Below are 14090 nucleotides of genomic sequence, written 5' to 3'. Positions count from 1 at the left end.
GCCGTTGTGCCGCATGCCACCCGAGAGGGCCGGTCGTCGCCGCTGGTCTGGACCATCGCGGTGGCCGGCCTGCTGCTGGCCGTCGGGGCCAGCCTGTTCCTGGGCGCCCGGCTGCTCTCACCGGCCGAGGTCCTCGACGGCCTGACCGGCACCGGGGACACCACCGCCGTGCTGGTCGTGGCCGACCTGCGCCTGCCACGCACCCTGCTCGGCCTCCTCGCCGGTGCCGGACTGGCCGTCGCGGGGGCAGTGATGCAGGCGATCACCCGCAACCCGATCGCCTCGCCCAGCGTGCTGGGCATCAACGCAGGCGCAGCCTTCGCCGTGGTCGCCGCGGTGGACCTGCTCGGCATCACCAGTGCCCTCGGCTACACCGGGTTCGCCCTGCTCGGCGCCGCGGTGACGGCGGTGCTCGCCTACACCCTGGCCACCGCGGGCGGCAGCGCAGGCCCGACCCGGCTCGCCCTGGCGGGAGCGGTGATCGCCACGATGCTGTCCGCCTGGACCACGACGATGCTCGTGCTGTCCGGGCAAACCCTGGAGGAAGCCCGGCACTGGCTGGCCGGATCGCTGGTCTCGCGCGGCACCGATGCGCTGTACGTCGCCGCACCGCTGATCGTGGTCGGTCTCGTGCTGGCCGCCGGGCTCACCCGTGGTCTGGACGCCTTGGTCCTCGGTGACGAGCAGGCCGCGTCACTGGGCCTGCGTCCGGCCCGCATCCGGTTGTGGGGTGCGCTCGCGGTCGTGCTGCTGGCAGGGGCCTCGGTTGCCGCCGCCGGGCCGATCGCGTTCATCGGGCTGGTCGTGCCGCACGCGGTGCGGCTGGTCGTGGGCAGCGGCCACGGACGGCTGGTGCCGGCCTGCGCCTTGGCCGGGCCGATCCTGTTGCTCGGCGCGGATGTTGCCGGCCGGCTGATCGCACGGCCGGCCGAGCTGGAAGTCGGTATCGTCACCGCTGTCATCGGTGCCCCGGTGCTCATCGCACTGGCCCGACGTGCCGGGGAGCCGGCCCAGTGACCGCCACGCTGAACCGTCCGCGTTTCGCGGTGCCGGGTATGCCGCATCCACTTCGGACCACCGCGTTGTGCGTTGCGCTGCTGGCCTTGCTGGTCGTGGCCGTGGTCGCCGCGCTGTGTCTTGGCGACGTCATGCTGAGCCCCGCGGACGTGCTCGGCGTCGCCACCGGCACCGCCGACGGCGGCACCACACTGATCGTCACGGATTTCCGGCTCCCCAGGGTGTTCGCCGGCGTGCTGGCCGGCGCCTGCCTGGCCTGCTCCGGCACGCTGCTCCAGTCGTTGCTGCGCAATCCGCTCGCCTCCCCCGATGTGGTCGGTGTGTCGCACGGGGCATCCGCGGGCGCGGTGTTGCTGCTGGCCGCCGGTATCTCACCCGGGTTCGTACCGCTCGCCGCGCTGGCCGGAGCGATCGTCACCGCGACCGCTCTGGTGCTGCTGGGCTGGAAGCACGGCCTGTCCGGGGAACGCATCGTGCTGATCGGCATCGGCTTGTCGTCGATCTTCACGGCCGTGATCACCTGGGCAGTGGTCACCTTCCCGATTACCGTTGCGCAGCAGGCATTGTTGTGGACCGCGGGTTCGCTGTTCGGCCGCACCTGGACCGAGGTTGGCTGGGCCGGCCTCGCCGCCGTGGCCGTGCTCCCGATCGCCCTGGTCCAGCTGCGCCGGCTCGGTGTGCTGGAGCTGGGCGACGACCTGGCCCGCGGCCTCGGTCTGCGCGCCGACCGGGCGCGGCTCGGCCTGCTGGTCACGGCCGTGGTCCTGGCCGCGACCGCGGTCGCGCTGGGCGGGCCGATCACGTTCATCGCGCTGGGGGTGCCGCATCTGGCTCGCGCGCTGGCCGGGCCGCCGCGCCCGATCACGCCCACGCCGGGAACCCTGCTGCTGGGCGCGTTGCTGGGTGCGGTCCTGGTCGTCGCGGCCGACATCGTCGCGGAATCCGGCCTGCCCCAACCTGTTCCGGTCGGCGTCATCACCGCCACCCTGGGCGCGCCGTGGTTCTGCTGGCTGCTGGTGCGTTCGGCCCGCGCCGAACGCCCGGCCACCGAGAGGAGGACGGCGTGACCCTGTCCGCGCACCGGCTCACCGTCGGCTATCCGGGCCGGACCGTGCTCGACGACGTCGACGTGGAGATCCCGCCCGGTTTGATCACCGCCGTGGTCGGCCCCAACGCCTGTGGCAAGTCGACCTTGCTGCGCGCCCTGGCCGGCATCAGCCGTCCCGGCGGCGGCGAGGTCCGGCTGGACGGGACCAGGCTGACCGACATCACGCCGAAACAGCTGGCTCGACGAATCGCACTGCTCCCCCAGTCCCCGCCGACGCCTGCGGGCATCTCGGTGGAGGCCCTGGTCCGGCGCGGTCGTCACCCCCACCAGCGCTGGCTGACCCCGTGGTCGGCCGGCGACCAGGAAGCCGTCGACGCCGCGCTGACCCGTACCGGACTGACCGAGCTGCGTACCCGTCCGGTCGACCGGCTCTCCGGCGGCCAGCGGCAACGAGCCTGGATCGCGCTCGCCCTCGCCCAATGCACCGAGTACCTGCTACTCGACGAACCGACCACGTACCTGGACCTGCGTCACCAGCTCGACCTGCTCAACCTCGTCGTCGACCTGAACACCGTCGACGGGCGCACCGCCGTGCTCGTCCTGCACGACCTCGGCCAGGCCGCCCGCTACGCGCACCACCTCGTGGTGGTCGCCGACGGCCGGATCGCCGCCGCCGGACCGCCCGCCGAGGTGCTGACCGAGGACCTGGTCGAAGCCGTCTTCGACGTGCCGTGCCGGGTCGTCCCCGACCCGACCTGCGGCAGCCCGCTCGTGCTGCCGCTGCCCTCGGTCGCCCATCTGCCCCAGAACCCAGTGGAGGAACAACGATGACTCGACGGATCACCCGCGTAGTCGGCGCCTTGGCCGCCGCGGGCGCCTTGGCGCTCACCGCCGGGTGCGGCAGTGCCCAGCCCGCCTCGTCCGGCACCGCCGAGACCGGGGCGGGGTTCCCGCGCACCATCGCCACGGCCAAAGGTGAGGTGACGATCCCGAAGAAGCCGGCCCGGGTCGTGGTGCTCGACACCGCCGAACTGGATTCGGTCACGCTGCTGGGGATCACGCCGGTCGGCGCCATCCCGCCGCACCTGTCCGACGGGTCGAGCTTCCCGTCGTATCTCAAGGACAAGCTCAAGGGCACGGTGGACGTGGGCACCTCGGCCGAGCCGAAGCTCGACCTGATCGCCTCGCTCAAGCCGGATCTGATCCTGAGCAACAAGGTCCGTCACGACAAGATCTACGACCAGCTGTCCCGCATCGCTCCGACGGTGCTGACCGAGACGACCGGGCAGCCGTGGAAAGCCAACCTGGCCGTGCACGCCAAGGCGGTCGGCCGGGAGCAGGACGCCGCGGCCGAGCTGAGCCGCTACGAGGCCAGGGCGAAGAAGGTCGGAGCCGAGATCGTCGCCGGAAACGGCGCCACGGCGCCGACCGTGTCGGTGACCAGGTTCATGGCGGGCAAGATCCGCATGTACCAGAAGGCCAACTTCTCCGGCGTCATCCTCGCCGACATGGGCCTTGCCCGGCCCGCGTCGCAGAGCGCCGACAAGTTCGACAACGAGATCAGCCCCGAACTGATCGACAAAGCCGACGCCGACGCCCTGTTCCTGACCACGGCGGTGTCGCCGGACAAAACACAGCAGCAAGCCGTCCAGGCGAGCCCGCTGTGGGCCCAGATGAGTGCCGTCAAGAACCACAAGGTGTTCCCGGTCAAGGACGAGATCTGGATGTCGGGCATCGGTGTGCAGGCGGCGAACCTGGTGCTGGACGACCTGGCCGCCGCGTTCGGCGTTGCTCCGCACCGGGCCTGACGTTGTTGCGGGTCAACAAGGTCAGGGCGAAGCTCGCGGCCGGCGAACGGGTGTACGGGCTGTTCAGCGTGATCCCCGAGCCTGTGCTGGTCGAGATGATCGGCTGTGCCGGCTACGACTTCGTGGTGCTCGACAGCGAGCACACGCTCGTCGACCCGCAACAGCTGGAGAACCTGATCCGAGCCGCCGAGGCCGTCGACCTCACGCCCTTCGTGCGGGTCCCCGTCGCCGCGCCCGGCGCGATCCTGCGGGCGCTCGACGCGGGCGCGATGGGCGTGGTGATACCCCACGTGCGGTCACGGTCCGATGTGGACGAAGCGATCCGAGCCGCCCGCTACCATCCCGAGGGCTTGCGGTCGCTCGGCGGCGGCCGGGCGCCCGGTTTCGGCGCCATCGACGGCACCGGATACCTCGCCCGGGCCAACGCCGAGATCATGGTCATCCCGCTGATCGAGGACGCCGAAGGCGTGGCGGCGATCGACGACATCGTGGCCGGCGGCGGTGTCGACCTGGTCATGCCCGGCCCGGCCGACCTGTCCCAGTCCTACGGAGTGCCGTGGCAGGTCCGCCACCCGCTGGTCCAGGAGGCCCTGAAACGGCTGCACACCGCGTGTGCCGGGCACGGCGTGCCCTACTGCCCGATCACCCGCAACCGCGACTCGCACCGGCGATGGCTCGAAGCCGGCGTCACCGCCTTCGTGCTCGGCGAGGAGCGCGACCTCGCCGCCACCGCGTTCCGGCAGCACCTCGCTACCGTCTCGCCCCGAGGTCTGTGAAGGGACCCTTCACGGACTCAGCGACCGTGAAGGGGCCCTTCACAGCCTTGGAGCGACTAGAGGCCCGGCAATTCGGTCCCGGACCGCTTTGGCGCGCCAGCACGAGAGATCTACCTACTCAAGGCGCGAACAGCAGCCTTCCACTGAGGCAGGAGGCTACTCGCTGCCGATGACGGTCAGGTCGTCCCAGTGCGAGATGACCGTTCTCCGCGCGCTTCGGAGCAGGCCGTCCAACAGCGCCAGGCTGCGTGAGTCGCGGGTCGGTTTGCCTTCTTCGGCTGCTTTTCGTGCCGCATCGTGCACGGGGCGCAGTAGGTGTGGTTGCACGATCACCACCTGGGTCTTGTTCAGGGTGGTCCGCGCCCGCAACGCGGATACGAACCCCGAGAGGTCCGTGTGCCGGGTGCCGTCGAGCCAGGCCGCCGGGCGTGCGATCCGCGGGGTGGTGAAGCGGCCGACGAGGGCCCGGTTGTCCAGCAAGCGCAGGTTCTTCACCGCTTGCGCCACAACCTCCTGGTACGCCGTCACCGCGACGTTTCGAGTCGACGAGGTGCTTTGTGCACCCTTGACGTGGATGGCGGTCAGCGTGCCGTTGACGAGGTGCAGAAAGTCGGCGACCTCGCCCGCGCCATCGTCACAGACGAGCCACCCGGTGGTGTAAGTCGTGGTGACCCAAGCGAACAACGAGTGGTCATTGTTCCGGCCGATTGCGTCGTGGATGGCCTGGTCGCCGCGCACCAATGGCTTTTCCTGGTGCACCCGGTGATCACCGAAATCGGCGAAGTCCAGGTTGGCGAACGGCGGTGCGGTCTGATTCTGCAGATGGATCTGGTGCTCGTCGAACGTATGCCCCGACTCGTAGTATATCCTCAGCAATTCACCGGTGCCGACGGCGTCCCGGATCTGCCGTGCCATCGCCTCGTTCGACGGCGTTCCGGCGAAACGAATGTCCAGATCGAAACCGCTTCCCCGGGCGACTGGTGTGATCGACAGTGAGCCGGCCTCGGTCCCTTCGAACCCGACGACCGCGGTGAACGCCGGGGACTTGGGGTGCCCGCGCACTTCGAGGAACGAGTTGCGCAACAGCTCCATCCGTTCCGTCAGTTCCCCGTCCGGGTCTGCTGCGGCGGGGAGTTCGTCCGGTTCGGCGATGGTGACGTCGTACGCCCCGTACACGTTGGACAGTTCGGTCTCCGGCACCGCCAGCTGCCAGAATTGCTCCTCCGGCGGCTCGACTGTGAGAGACTTCTCGAACAGGCTGACGGTTTCGGTGGCGGCGGCAAGGAACGTCGCCAGATCGACCTGGATTTTCCAGTAGAGACGCGACTTCGCCAGGCTGACCGTCAGCCTGCCGTGCACTACTGCCGATTCGTCCAGGGGCACGTAGTCGATCACGGCCGCGCTCAACGCGAAGCTGCCGTCCTCATCGTCGAGCGCCTCCTGGATTCGCAGCCCACCCAGGGTTTTGCTGTCAGCCTTGGTGGCGCGGCGGCGATGTACCCCCCGCAGCCACACGGTCTTCCCGTCACCCTGGAGCGTCCTGCGCAGGATCGCGCCAGGCAGATACCGATAGCGGTCGTTGGACTTCTGCGACCACCTGCGCAACGCCTCGTCGCTCACCGGCGCATGGATCACCACGAAGGCTCCACGGCGCACCACGACCGTCAGCTGGTTGGCGACGTCGAACACCTGGTGGTGTTCTCCGGACCAACTCGGCATCGTGCGACGCTCCCGAGCGGACACATACAGGCCATCGATGCCCAGCTCCACCAGTGATCCGATGCCTTCGATCCGGTCGGACTCGGCGAGCACGACCTCGCCGAGGCAGCGAACCGATTGTGCCCGGCCCCGCGACTCCAATGTGGTCCGGAGGAAATTGACGAGCGAGCGGAAGGCGGCCTTCGGGTTCGCGTCCGGGTGGCAGTGCAGCACGGACACCGAGAACGTCGGTGCCAACTCAGCCAGACCCTCCAGCCGGGGCACTTGTGAATCCGCAAGGGATTTGTCGAGGTCCATCGCACTGCCATCCTTTCACCACCGTGACGGCGCCTTCTGGAAGCATGAACTCGCCAGGTGGACCGAGTGTGGATCAGATGTGGACCAACCGACGAGACGCCGGCGCGTGGGTCACGTGCGTGCGCGGAAGCTGTCGCCGGGAATGTCCGCCCCGCGACGTAGAGCACCGGCGGCGCCCCGGCGTAGCGGCGGTCAGCCGACACTGCCGTTCGGCGGCGAACAGCAGGTTGGCCGCCTTCGAGTTCGCAAAGGCGCGCGGGGAGTTGCGGGGCGTGCGCGCCCAGTGCAGGTCGTCGAAGTCGCGCTTCCCGGTCCGTTCGACCGGGGAGGGCGTGGCGACGACGCGGCCAGGCCGGCACACCTCCGTAGTGCCCGGGACGCCCGCGACTGCGAGATCATCCTGGTCGGTCGACGCGCCGGGAGGCTGAAGCCGGAGGATCTGCACCGGCTCCTGCTTGTGGCCGCTTTCCACGGCATCACGGCCCTGTCGCCGGCCGGACGCGCGGCGGCCCCGCCAGCTCGGCGATCTCACCTCCTACGCCATCACCGTGCTCACCGACTGACACCGGCGGAACACTCCGGTCAGCTCACGTTCCAGACCCGCGTTTCGGCGAAATCGCTGTTCCGCGGCGCGCTCCGATCCGCACACGAACAGTGGTGCCCGGAGAATTCGTTCCCCCCTTCATCACCGTCCCAACGCGCGCCGTAGGAGCGGCCTGGTAGAAGTCTCTGGAATCGCTGATATATTTCTCCCGCACGGTCCACCGCTTGGTGATGACCACCGTGCGGACCGGTGACGTCGCGTAATGTCCACACTTGGCGCGGAATGCGATACCTGGCAAAACGCACGCGCAGATCGAACAGCTCGCAGGGCTGTTCCAGCTCATGCACCACGTATGACCGCAGCACCTGCGGCCGAGGAAGGCGGTACCTCATGGCGAAGGCATGCGTGTCGCCTTTCGCGAGTGGTTCGGGCGGGGTGAGGGACAGGCGTCCCCGCGCCGTGCCACCGGCGCGCAAGGTGCCCCCATAGAGCACGTCCACGTCGAGCAGGCCCCGCAGTTCGAACGCCGGCGAGGTGAAGTCGAGTTCGTGCAGTCCGTCGTGGTCGGCGACGATGCGGTACTGCTCCAGCACTTCGTGCTGCGGCCGGTCCAGCGTCACCACTACGTGCAGTTCCGCGATGTGCCAGGCCCCGTCCGGCCGGAGCGGGATGGTCACCACCAGTTCCGCGAGCAGGTCGATGGCCTCGTCGACCCGGCGGCGGACGGTACGCGCGTCGCGATCGATCCGGGGTGCGGCCCAGCCGACGCGGTCCTGATACAGCGGCATGCGCACGTCGGCGGTGAGCCCGAAGGCGGCGACGGTGGCCAGGCGCATGTCCTCCGGCAGCTGCTGGGCCAATCCGGTCAACCGCGCCACGAGCTTCTCCCGGATGGCGACCGGACCGTCGTCCTCCGTCACACCGCACAGCACGCGCAGCGTCGGGCCGATCCGCTCGCCGATCCTCCCGGCGTGCACCCCGCGGCCCTTGCGCAACGACTTGAGTTCCCGCACCAGTTCGTCATGGGTGCTCATCAGCAGGCCTCCCCGTCGATCTCCGATGACCGGCAGCTTGCGACGGGTAAGTGGACCAGAAGTGGACATGTCGTGGATCAGTCCGCACGGCGGTACCCAGTACTCGTTCCGCCCGCTCGCGCTAGCCCGGAAACGAAGGTGCGCGCGCCCGATTGCAGGCAGGCCGGAAATATGTCGTTTTCGGCGCCACACGAATGGGCGCTTGCACCGACACAGTGATGGACATCAAGCTCGCACCGGGAGGCGGAGTGGATTTTCGGATGTTGGGTCCGCTGGAGGCGTGGCACGAGGGCGCTCAGGTAGATCTGGGCAAGCAGCAACAGCGCTTCGTGCTCATTGTACTTCTGTTGCACGCCAACAAACCGCTTTCCGCCGACCGGCTGACCGAGATCATCTGGGGGGCCACCCCCGAGCGCCGGACCCTGATCCGCGGCTACATCAACAAGTTGCGCAAGGTCTTCGACCCGGCCGGCGACGTCGCGATCGAGACCACCGCGACCGGCTACCTGCTGCGGGTTTCCCCGGATCAGCTCGACCTCCACCGCTTCGACCAGTGGCGTGAGCAGGCCCGTCGGGAGCAGGAGCCACGCCGTCGGATCGAGCTGCTCCGCGCCGCGGTCGACCTGTGGCGCGGGCGCTTTCTCGAAGACATCGACATCGACCGGGTGGGCGGCACGGACGTGATCTCGCCGGCCGAGGGCTATTTCGACACCGTCGGCGATCTCGCCGAACTGGAACTGGCCACCGGTGATCATCGATCGGCGCGCGACCGGTTGCGCCGCATCGTCGGCAAGGAACCGGACCGGCAGCGCCACGCCGAGTTGCTGATGCGCGCGCTGCTCGCCAACGGTGATCGCGTGGAGGCGATCCGGATGTTCCACAGAACCTGCGCCGCGCTCGCCGAACTCGATCTCGAGCCGGGGCCGAGGCTGCGCACCATCGCCGCCCGGGCCGAACGCGATGAGCCCGCCAGCTCTCTGCCGTCCCGGCCCGGTAGTTTCATCGGCCGCGAAAACGAACTCGACCTGATCGCCACGGCGGCGGGCACCGGCGAGAAAGCCGTGTGGGTCAGCGGCGCACCGGGGGTGGGCAAGACCGGCCTGGCACTGGAAGCCGCGCACCGGCTGCGGGAGCGATTCCCTGACAGGCAGGTGCTGTTACGGCTCAACGGGTTCACCCCGAACGTCGCCGCGATGTCCACGGGCGACGCGCTCACCCAGCTCCTGCTCGAACTCGGGGTACCCGCCGAGCAGATCCCCGCCTCGCCGGGGCGCAGGATCGCGATGTACCAGAACGAGTTGTCCGGGACCCGGACGTTGATCCTCCTGGACAACGCGCGGTCCGCCGAGCAGGTCCACACCCTGCTCCCGGACGCCCCGGACTGCTTCGCGATCGTGACGAGCAGGCGGGTGGGCGAGCCGGACACCGGGCAGCAGGTGCGGCTGGCTCCGCTGCGGCCGGACGACGCCGCCGCGTTGTTCTGCACCCTCACCGTGCCGCGGCGGGTCGCCGGTCGCGCCCCCGAGGTGGCCGAAGTGGTCAAGCGGTGCGGTCACTTGCCGATGCCGATCCGCGTCTCCGCCGCGTTGTTCCGCCGCCACGACCGGTGGCCGCTGGAGCACCTGCTCCGGTTGCTGGCCGAAAGCGGGCCCTGGCACGCCGGTACCGGCAACGGCGCGGGCGCCGCGGCCGTCCGGGCCTCCTACCAGCAGCTGGGCGAGCACCAGCAGGAGATGTTCCGCTTGCTCGGGCACACACCGGGACCGCACGTCACCGTGGCGGGTGCCGCGGCTCTGGTGAACAGCACCCTCGCCCACGCCCGGCTGGTGCTCGACGAACTGCACGAGGTGTGCCTGATCGAGGAGCTCACGCCGGAGCGATACCAGATGCTGGATCCGCTCAAGGAGTTCGCCGCGGCCGAGCCCGGCGAGCACACCGGCCCGGTGCTCCGGCTGCTCGACTTCTCCCTGGTCACCCTGGCGGACGCGGCAGGGACGGCCTATCCGTTCGAGCGCGCTCGCCTGCCCGCGGTGACCCGCACGTCGCCGGTGGCCCGGACCTTCGAGACCACCGACTCCGCGACGGCGTGGATCACCGCCGAGCGGGACAACCTGGTGTCCGCCATCCGCTACGCGGCCACGCACGACTTGCCCGAGCATGCCTGGCGGCTGGCGGTGCTCATCTGGCGCTACTTCCACACGACGAGCCAGTTCGACGACTGGGCCGAGACGATGGAACTGGCCCGGCGGCTGGTGACCGCGGACGAGGACAACACGGTCGGTCAGGCACACGTGCTGCTCAGGCTGGCCACCGTGTACAACCGCCGCGGCGAACTGGCCGCGGCCCTGGAGCTGGCGCGGCGAGCGCTGGCCTGCTGGGTGCGCCTGGGCGAGGCCAGGGGCGAGGCCACCACGTTGTGCGCCATCGCCATCCCGACCATGGAGCTCGGCAGGCACGCCGAAGCGATCACCCACTTCGAGGCAGCGCTGGAGAAATACGAGGAAGCCGGTGATCTGCGCGGGCAGGCACACGCGCTGAGCAATCTGGGATACCTCAACGAGCTGCACGGCAACCTGGACGTCGCGCTGCGCCAGCACCGCGCCGCGGTGCCGATCCTCCGCGAAACCCAGCACACGCTGGGGCTGGCGCACGTGCTGAACAATCTCGGCTCGGTCCGGCAGCGTCTCGGTTTCCCGAGCGAGGCGCTGGCCGACCACCAGGAGGCGCACCACCTCGCCGCCGAAGTGGGTGACGTGTGCGTCATGGCCTACGCGCTGTCCAACATCGGCAACGTGCACCGGTCGGCCGGCCGGATCCCGGAAGCCGAGCGCTACCAGGAAAAAGCCGCCGGCATCGCGGCCGGGGTCTTCGACGTGGACCTGCGCACCCGGCTCTTCCGCGACCGCGCGGCGACTGCCCAGGCCAAGGGCGACAACGTCGAGGCGTTGCGCCTTTACGAGGCCGCACTGGAGCTGGCGGCCACGTCAGGGAACCGGGGCCATCGGGCGCACGCCGACCGGGGCGTCGCGCAGACCCTGCACCGGCTGGGCCGGCACGGGGACGCCGTCGCGAACTGGGAGGCGGCCGAAAAGGAGTTCACCGAGCTCGAACTGCCCGAAGCCGGCCAGGTGCGGACCGAACGGGCGGAACTGACCTGCGCCTGCCGCGACGGGGTGCGTTGAGCTTCAGCCTCGCTGGTGCAGCACGCGCCGCAGTTTCGGGTAGACCTCGCGGACCGAGGCGTGGTTATGCCACCGGCCTACGTTCCTGGCCAGTTCCCGCAGGTCGAGCCGGATCGTCGCCGAGTCGACCTGGGCCGCGTCCTCCAGTGTTTCGGTCAGGGTTCGGCAGCTCTGCTCGACCTCGCCCGCCAGGGCATAGGCCAGCGACCTGCGGACGCCGAACCGGGCCCGCGTGCGCCGCGAGTCCGTGAGCAGCCGGGTCAGCTCCCGGTCCAGGAGTTCGGCCGCTTCACCGGGCCGGCCGAGGTCGCACAACGACCAGCCCCGGGCCAGCCCGATCGGGTCGGGAGCCGTGGAGCCGAGCACCGGGTACGCCGATGGGACCGTGCCCGCCGCGTCGAGGTGAAACAGCGCCCTGTCCAGCGCGCGTTCGTATTCGCTGCGATCGCCGGCCAGAGCGTGGCCCTGTGCCTCCCGCCGTGCGGCCAGGGCTAGGACGCGCGAACCGGCCGGTCCCGCCTGCTGGGCACGGCGCGCCAGTTCGATCGTGGCGATCGGATCGTGCCGGTAAAGCGCGAGCCCGGCTTCCCGTACGAACGCATAACTGGAGATCTCGTGGTCCCCGCCCGCGACGGCCAGTTCCGCCGCCGTCCTCGTCCAGGACAGCGCGCGCTGGTCGTCCCCGGCTTCCTGCTGCATCCACCCGGTGTACTCGGCGATCCGCGCGGCCAGCAGCAGCAAGCGCGACCTGGTCGGCTCCGGGTTCTCCCCGGCCAGCGCGCCGAGCATCTGCACCTGCGCTGCCAGCGATTCCAGCACCACCACCGGACTGGTCTGCATACCGAGGCTCCGCAGGTGCTCGAAGGTAGTCCGGATCCCGATGACCACCCGTTCGTCCGGCACCGGCCGCGGCCCGCCCGCTAGCGTCACACCGAGCACGGTGCCGGCCACCAGCACCTGGCGGCGGTCGACGGTCACCGCGCTCTCCCGCGCCGACCGCGCCGCCGCCAGCAGTGCGCCGCCCGCGCCGAGCTCTCCGTCGCAGAGCCGGGCCATGGAATCGTGGGGTGGTTTCACCCCGTTTTCGATCTTGCTGAGATATCCCTTGCTGTAGTGGATGCGCTTGGCCAGCTGGCCCATCGACAGGCCAGCGGCAATGCGGTACTCACGCAGCAGTTCCCCAAATGTTCCGGTCACCAATTCCTCCCGCTCCGATCGACTTCGAGTACAGCACCTGCCCCGAACCCACGCAATCACCCGGTCGCCCGCGAAGTGAGCGCGGGCGACCGGGGCGGCACTTTTGCCGGTAAATCAGTCTTGCCAAGGGTTTCCGTCCGACTCCTGCGCAGAGGTGGCGGCCGGCGACGCCGCAGACTGTTCGTCCGAGGGCAAGGCGAAACCGCCGATGAAACCGGCCATGGCCAACCACGGCGCGGCCGTGACCGAGGCGATGATGGCAGCAAAAGTGGACATGAATTTGGACATGACGAATCCTCTCGAGGAATCAGTGAATTGATTTCTGGCTTTCCGGATCTGTCCCGGTGCCCATATCGATGATTCATCAGAGCCCGGACGGCCAGCAAGGAGGTGACCGTTTCCCCCGCGGCGGTCAACGGGAAACGGGCGGGATCCACACCGCGTCCACTTCTGGTCGACAGCGGCAGTGGAGTCTCCCCCGGTACTCGCCGGTGTGGTGCCGGTGACGACCAGGAAGGATGAGTTATGAAAGAAAACGCGGCCTATGACGTCGCCGTTTCGTTCACCGAGCAGTCGCGGTCCGCGGTCGGCGAGGTGGTCGAGACGAGCCGGCAGCGCGGACTGACAGTCCTGCACGGGCCCGACCAGACCCACGAGTGGTGGGGGCACAAGGACCAGGGAGACTTGCCGGCCACACCGGTGCGCTTCTTCCTGCCCTTCGTCTCCACTGTGGACGATTTCGGCGCCGCGATGCTGCGCGCGGTCAAGAACGGGGACGAGCACGTGCTACCGGTGCTCGTCGGTGAGCTCACCGTGCCCGCCGAGCTGCTGCACCCGCATGTGAGCTACCTGCGGTTCGACCCTGCGCGGCCCGACCTGCTCACCGATGCGCTGGCTGCCCGGGTCGAGGCCGCCGAGTCGGCGGGGGCCGAGCAGGCATCGATCGCCGAGGTGGTGACCGGCGCCCGGCGGCTTACCTGTTCACCAGCTGTGCCCGCCACGTTCAGCCGGTACGCCGAACAGGATGCCACCCTCCGCTATCTGGGCGACCAGCTCACCGCGGCGATGCCGGGCCTGGAGCGCAGCGGGTTCGTCGGCACAGTGCACCGCGGTGTCTCGCGCATCAGCGTCCGGGTCGAGCAGGCCGGTGACACGGTGTACTCGCTGGACATCCAACGTGGGGGCATCGGCGGGGACGAGACCGTGAACTTCGTGGTCGGCAGGCACCAGGCCGACACCGGCAGCGGGTGCAGCAACGGCTGGGCCCTCCCGGTGTACAGCATCGAAACCGGTACCGCCGTGCTCGAGCTGCACGACTTCTCGGTCCTCGGCCGCAGCACCGGCGAGCCGCGGGTCTACCGCCGGGAAGACCTGTTCGCCGCACTGTGGCAGCGCATCAACACCGTAGTCGCCGCCGTGGCGCGCTGACCTCACGAGAAAAAGCGCCCTTCACCCGAAACGGGTGAAG

11 protein-coding genes are annotated in these 14090 nt (G+C 69.6%); 7 read left to right on the top strand and 4 right to left on the bottom strand.

Going from position 1 to position 14090, the window contains the following annotated elements:
• Positions 1-6: 6 nt before the first annotated feature.
• From ATK36_RS04065 to ATK36_RS04045, 5 genes are read left to right on the top strand one after another with little or no spacing between them, the layout of a single operon-like run.
• Entirely contained in the window at positions 7-1017 is a 1011-nt protein-coding gene (locus ATK36_RS04065) for a FecCD family ABC transporter permease (protein ID WP_211291776.1), read from the top strand.
• On the top strand, positions 1014-2084 hold the full coding sequence (locus tag ATK36_RS04060) for a FecCD family ABC transporter permease (protein WP_211291775.1): 1071 nt from the start codon (positions 1014-1016) through the stop codon (positions 2082-2084). Before ATK36_RS04065 ends, ATK36_RS04060 begins: the two co-directional genes overlap by 4 nt.
• The gene (locus ATK36_RS04055) at positions 2081-2896 is read left to right on the top strand and encodes an ABC transporter ATP-binding protein (RefSeq protein ID WP_098509875.1); all 816 of its coding nucleotides are present in this window, start codon (positions 2081-2083) and stop codon (positions 2894-2896) included. Before ATK36_RS04060 ends, ATK36_RS04055 begins: the two co-directional genes overlap by 4 nt.
• Positions 2893-3873 (top strand): ABC transporter substrate-binding protein, encoded by a 981-nt coding sequence (locus ATK36_RS04050; protein ID WP_098509874.1) that lies wholly within the window; start codon positions 2893-2895, stop codon positions 3871-3873. Before ATK36_RS04055 ends, ATK36_RS04050 begins: the two co-directional genes overlap by 4 nt.
• A 5-nt stretch (positions 3874-3878) precedes the next feature.
• The gene (locus tag ATK36_RS04045; RefSeq protein ID WP_245914304.1) at positions 3879-4649 is read left to right on the top strand and encodes an HpcH/HpaI aldolase family protein; all 771 of its coding nucleotides are present in this window, start codon (positions 3879-3881) and stop codon (positions 4647-4649) included.
• 156 nt (positions 4650-4805) lie between these two features.
• Here ATK36_RS04045 and ATK36_RS04040 read toward each other — a convergent pair whose 3' ends face one another.
• A complete protein-coding gene (locus ATK36_RS04040; protein WP_098509872.1) occupies positions 4806-6665 on the bottom strand; it encodes a hypothetical protein in 1860 nt (619 codons plus the stop codon).
• 582 nt (positions 6666-7247) lie between these two features.
• Positions 7248-8243, bottom strand: a complete 996-nt coding sequence (locus ATK36_RS04030) for a hypothetical protein (protein WP_098509870.1) — start codon at positions 8241-8243, stop codon at positions 7248-7250.
• Positions 8244-8503: 260 nt separating this feature from the next.
• On the opposite strand from ATK36_RS04030, the gene ATK36_RS04025 reads away from it, so the two are divergent.
• Positions 8504-11425, top strand: coding sequence for an AfsR/SARP family transcriptional regulator (locus ATK36_RS04025; protein ID WP_098510326.1), 2922 nt, complete (start codon positions 8504-8506; stop codon positions 11423-11425).
• A gap of 3 nt (positions 11426-11428) precedes the next feature.
• On the opposite strand, the gene ATK36_RS04020 is transcribed toward ATK36_RS04025, so the two are convergent.
• Positions 11429-12622, bottom strand: a complete 1194-nt coding sequence (locus ATK36_RS04020; RefSeq protein ID WP_098509869.1) for a helix-turn-helix transcriptional regulator — start codon at positions 12620-12622, stop codon at positions 11429-11431.
• Between the two features lie 114 nt (positions 12623-12736).
• Positions 12737-12910 (bottom strand): hypothetical protein, encoded by a 174-nt coding sequence (locus tag ATK36_RS31975; protein WP_170069587.1) that lies wholly within the window; start codon positions 12908-12910, stop codon positions 12737-12739.
• A 237-nt stretch (positions 12911-13147) separates the two neighbouring features.
• Between ATK36_RS31975 and ATK36_RS04015 the strand changes: the two genes are divergently transcribed.
• Positions 13148-14050 (top strand): hypothetical protein, encoded by a 903-nt coding sequence (locus ATK36_RS04015; RefSeq protein WP_098509868.1) that lies wholly within the window; start codon positions 13148-13150, stop codon positions 14048-14050.
• The last annotated feature ends 40 nt before the right edge of the window (positions 14051-14090 follow it).

The sequence above is a fragment of the Amycolatopsis sulphurea genome (genome assembly GCF_002564045.1).
Lineage (GTDB): Bacteria > Actinomycetota > Actinomycetes > Mycobacteriales > Pseudonocardiaceae > Amycolatopsis > Amycolatopsis sulphurea.
This window is presented reverse-complemented; position numbering and strand designations above follow the sequence as displayed.

Coding starts and splice junctions, on each gene's coding strand:
- ATK36_RS04050 (WP_098509874.1), top strand. CDS start 2,893: ATGACTCGACGGATCACCCGCGTAGTCGGCGCCTTGGCCGCCGCGGGC.
- ATK36_RS04040 (WP_098509872.1), bottom strand. CDS start 6,665: ATGGACCTCGACAAATCCCTTGCGGATTCACAAGTGCCCCGGCTGGAG.
- ATK36_RS04030 (WP_098509870.1), bottom strand. CDS start 8,243: ATGAGCACCCATGACGAACTGGTGCGGGAACTCAAGTCGTTGCGCAAG.
- ATK36_RS04025 (WP_098510326.1), top strand. CDS start 8,504: ATGTTGGGTCCGCTGGAGGCGTGGCACGAGGGCGCTCAGGTAGATCTG.
- ATK36_RS31975 (WP_170069587.1), bottom strand. CDS start 12,910: ATGTCCAAATTCATGTCCACTTTTGCTGCCATCATCGCCTCGGTCACG.
- ATK36_RS04015 (WP_098509868.1), top strand. CDS start 13,148: ATGAAAGAAAACGCGGCCTATGACGTCGCCGTTTCGTTCACCGAGCAG.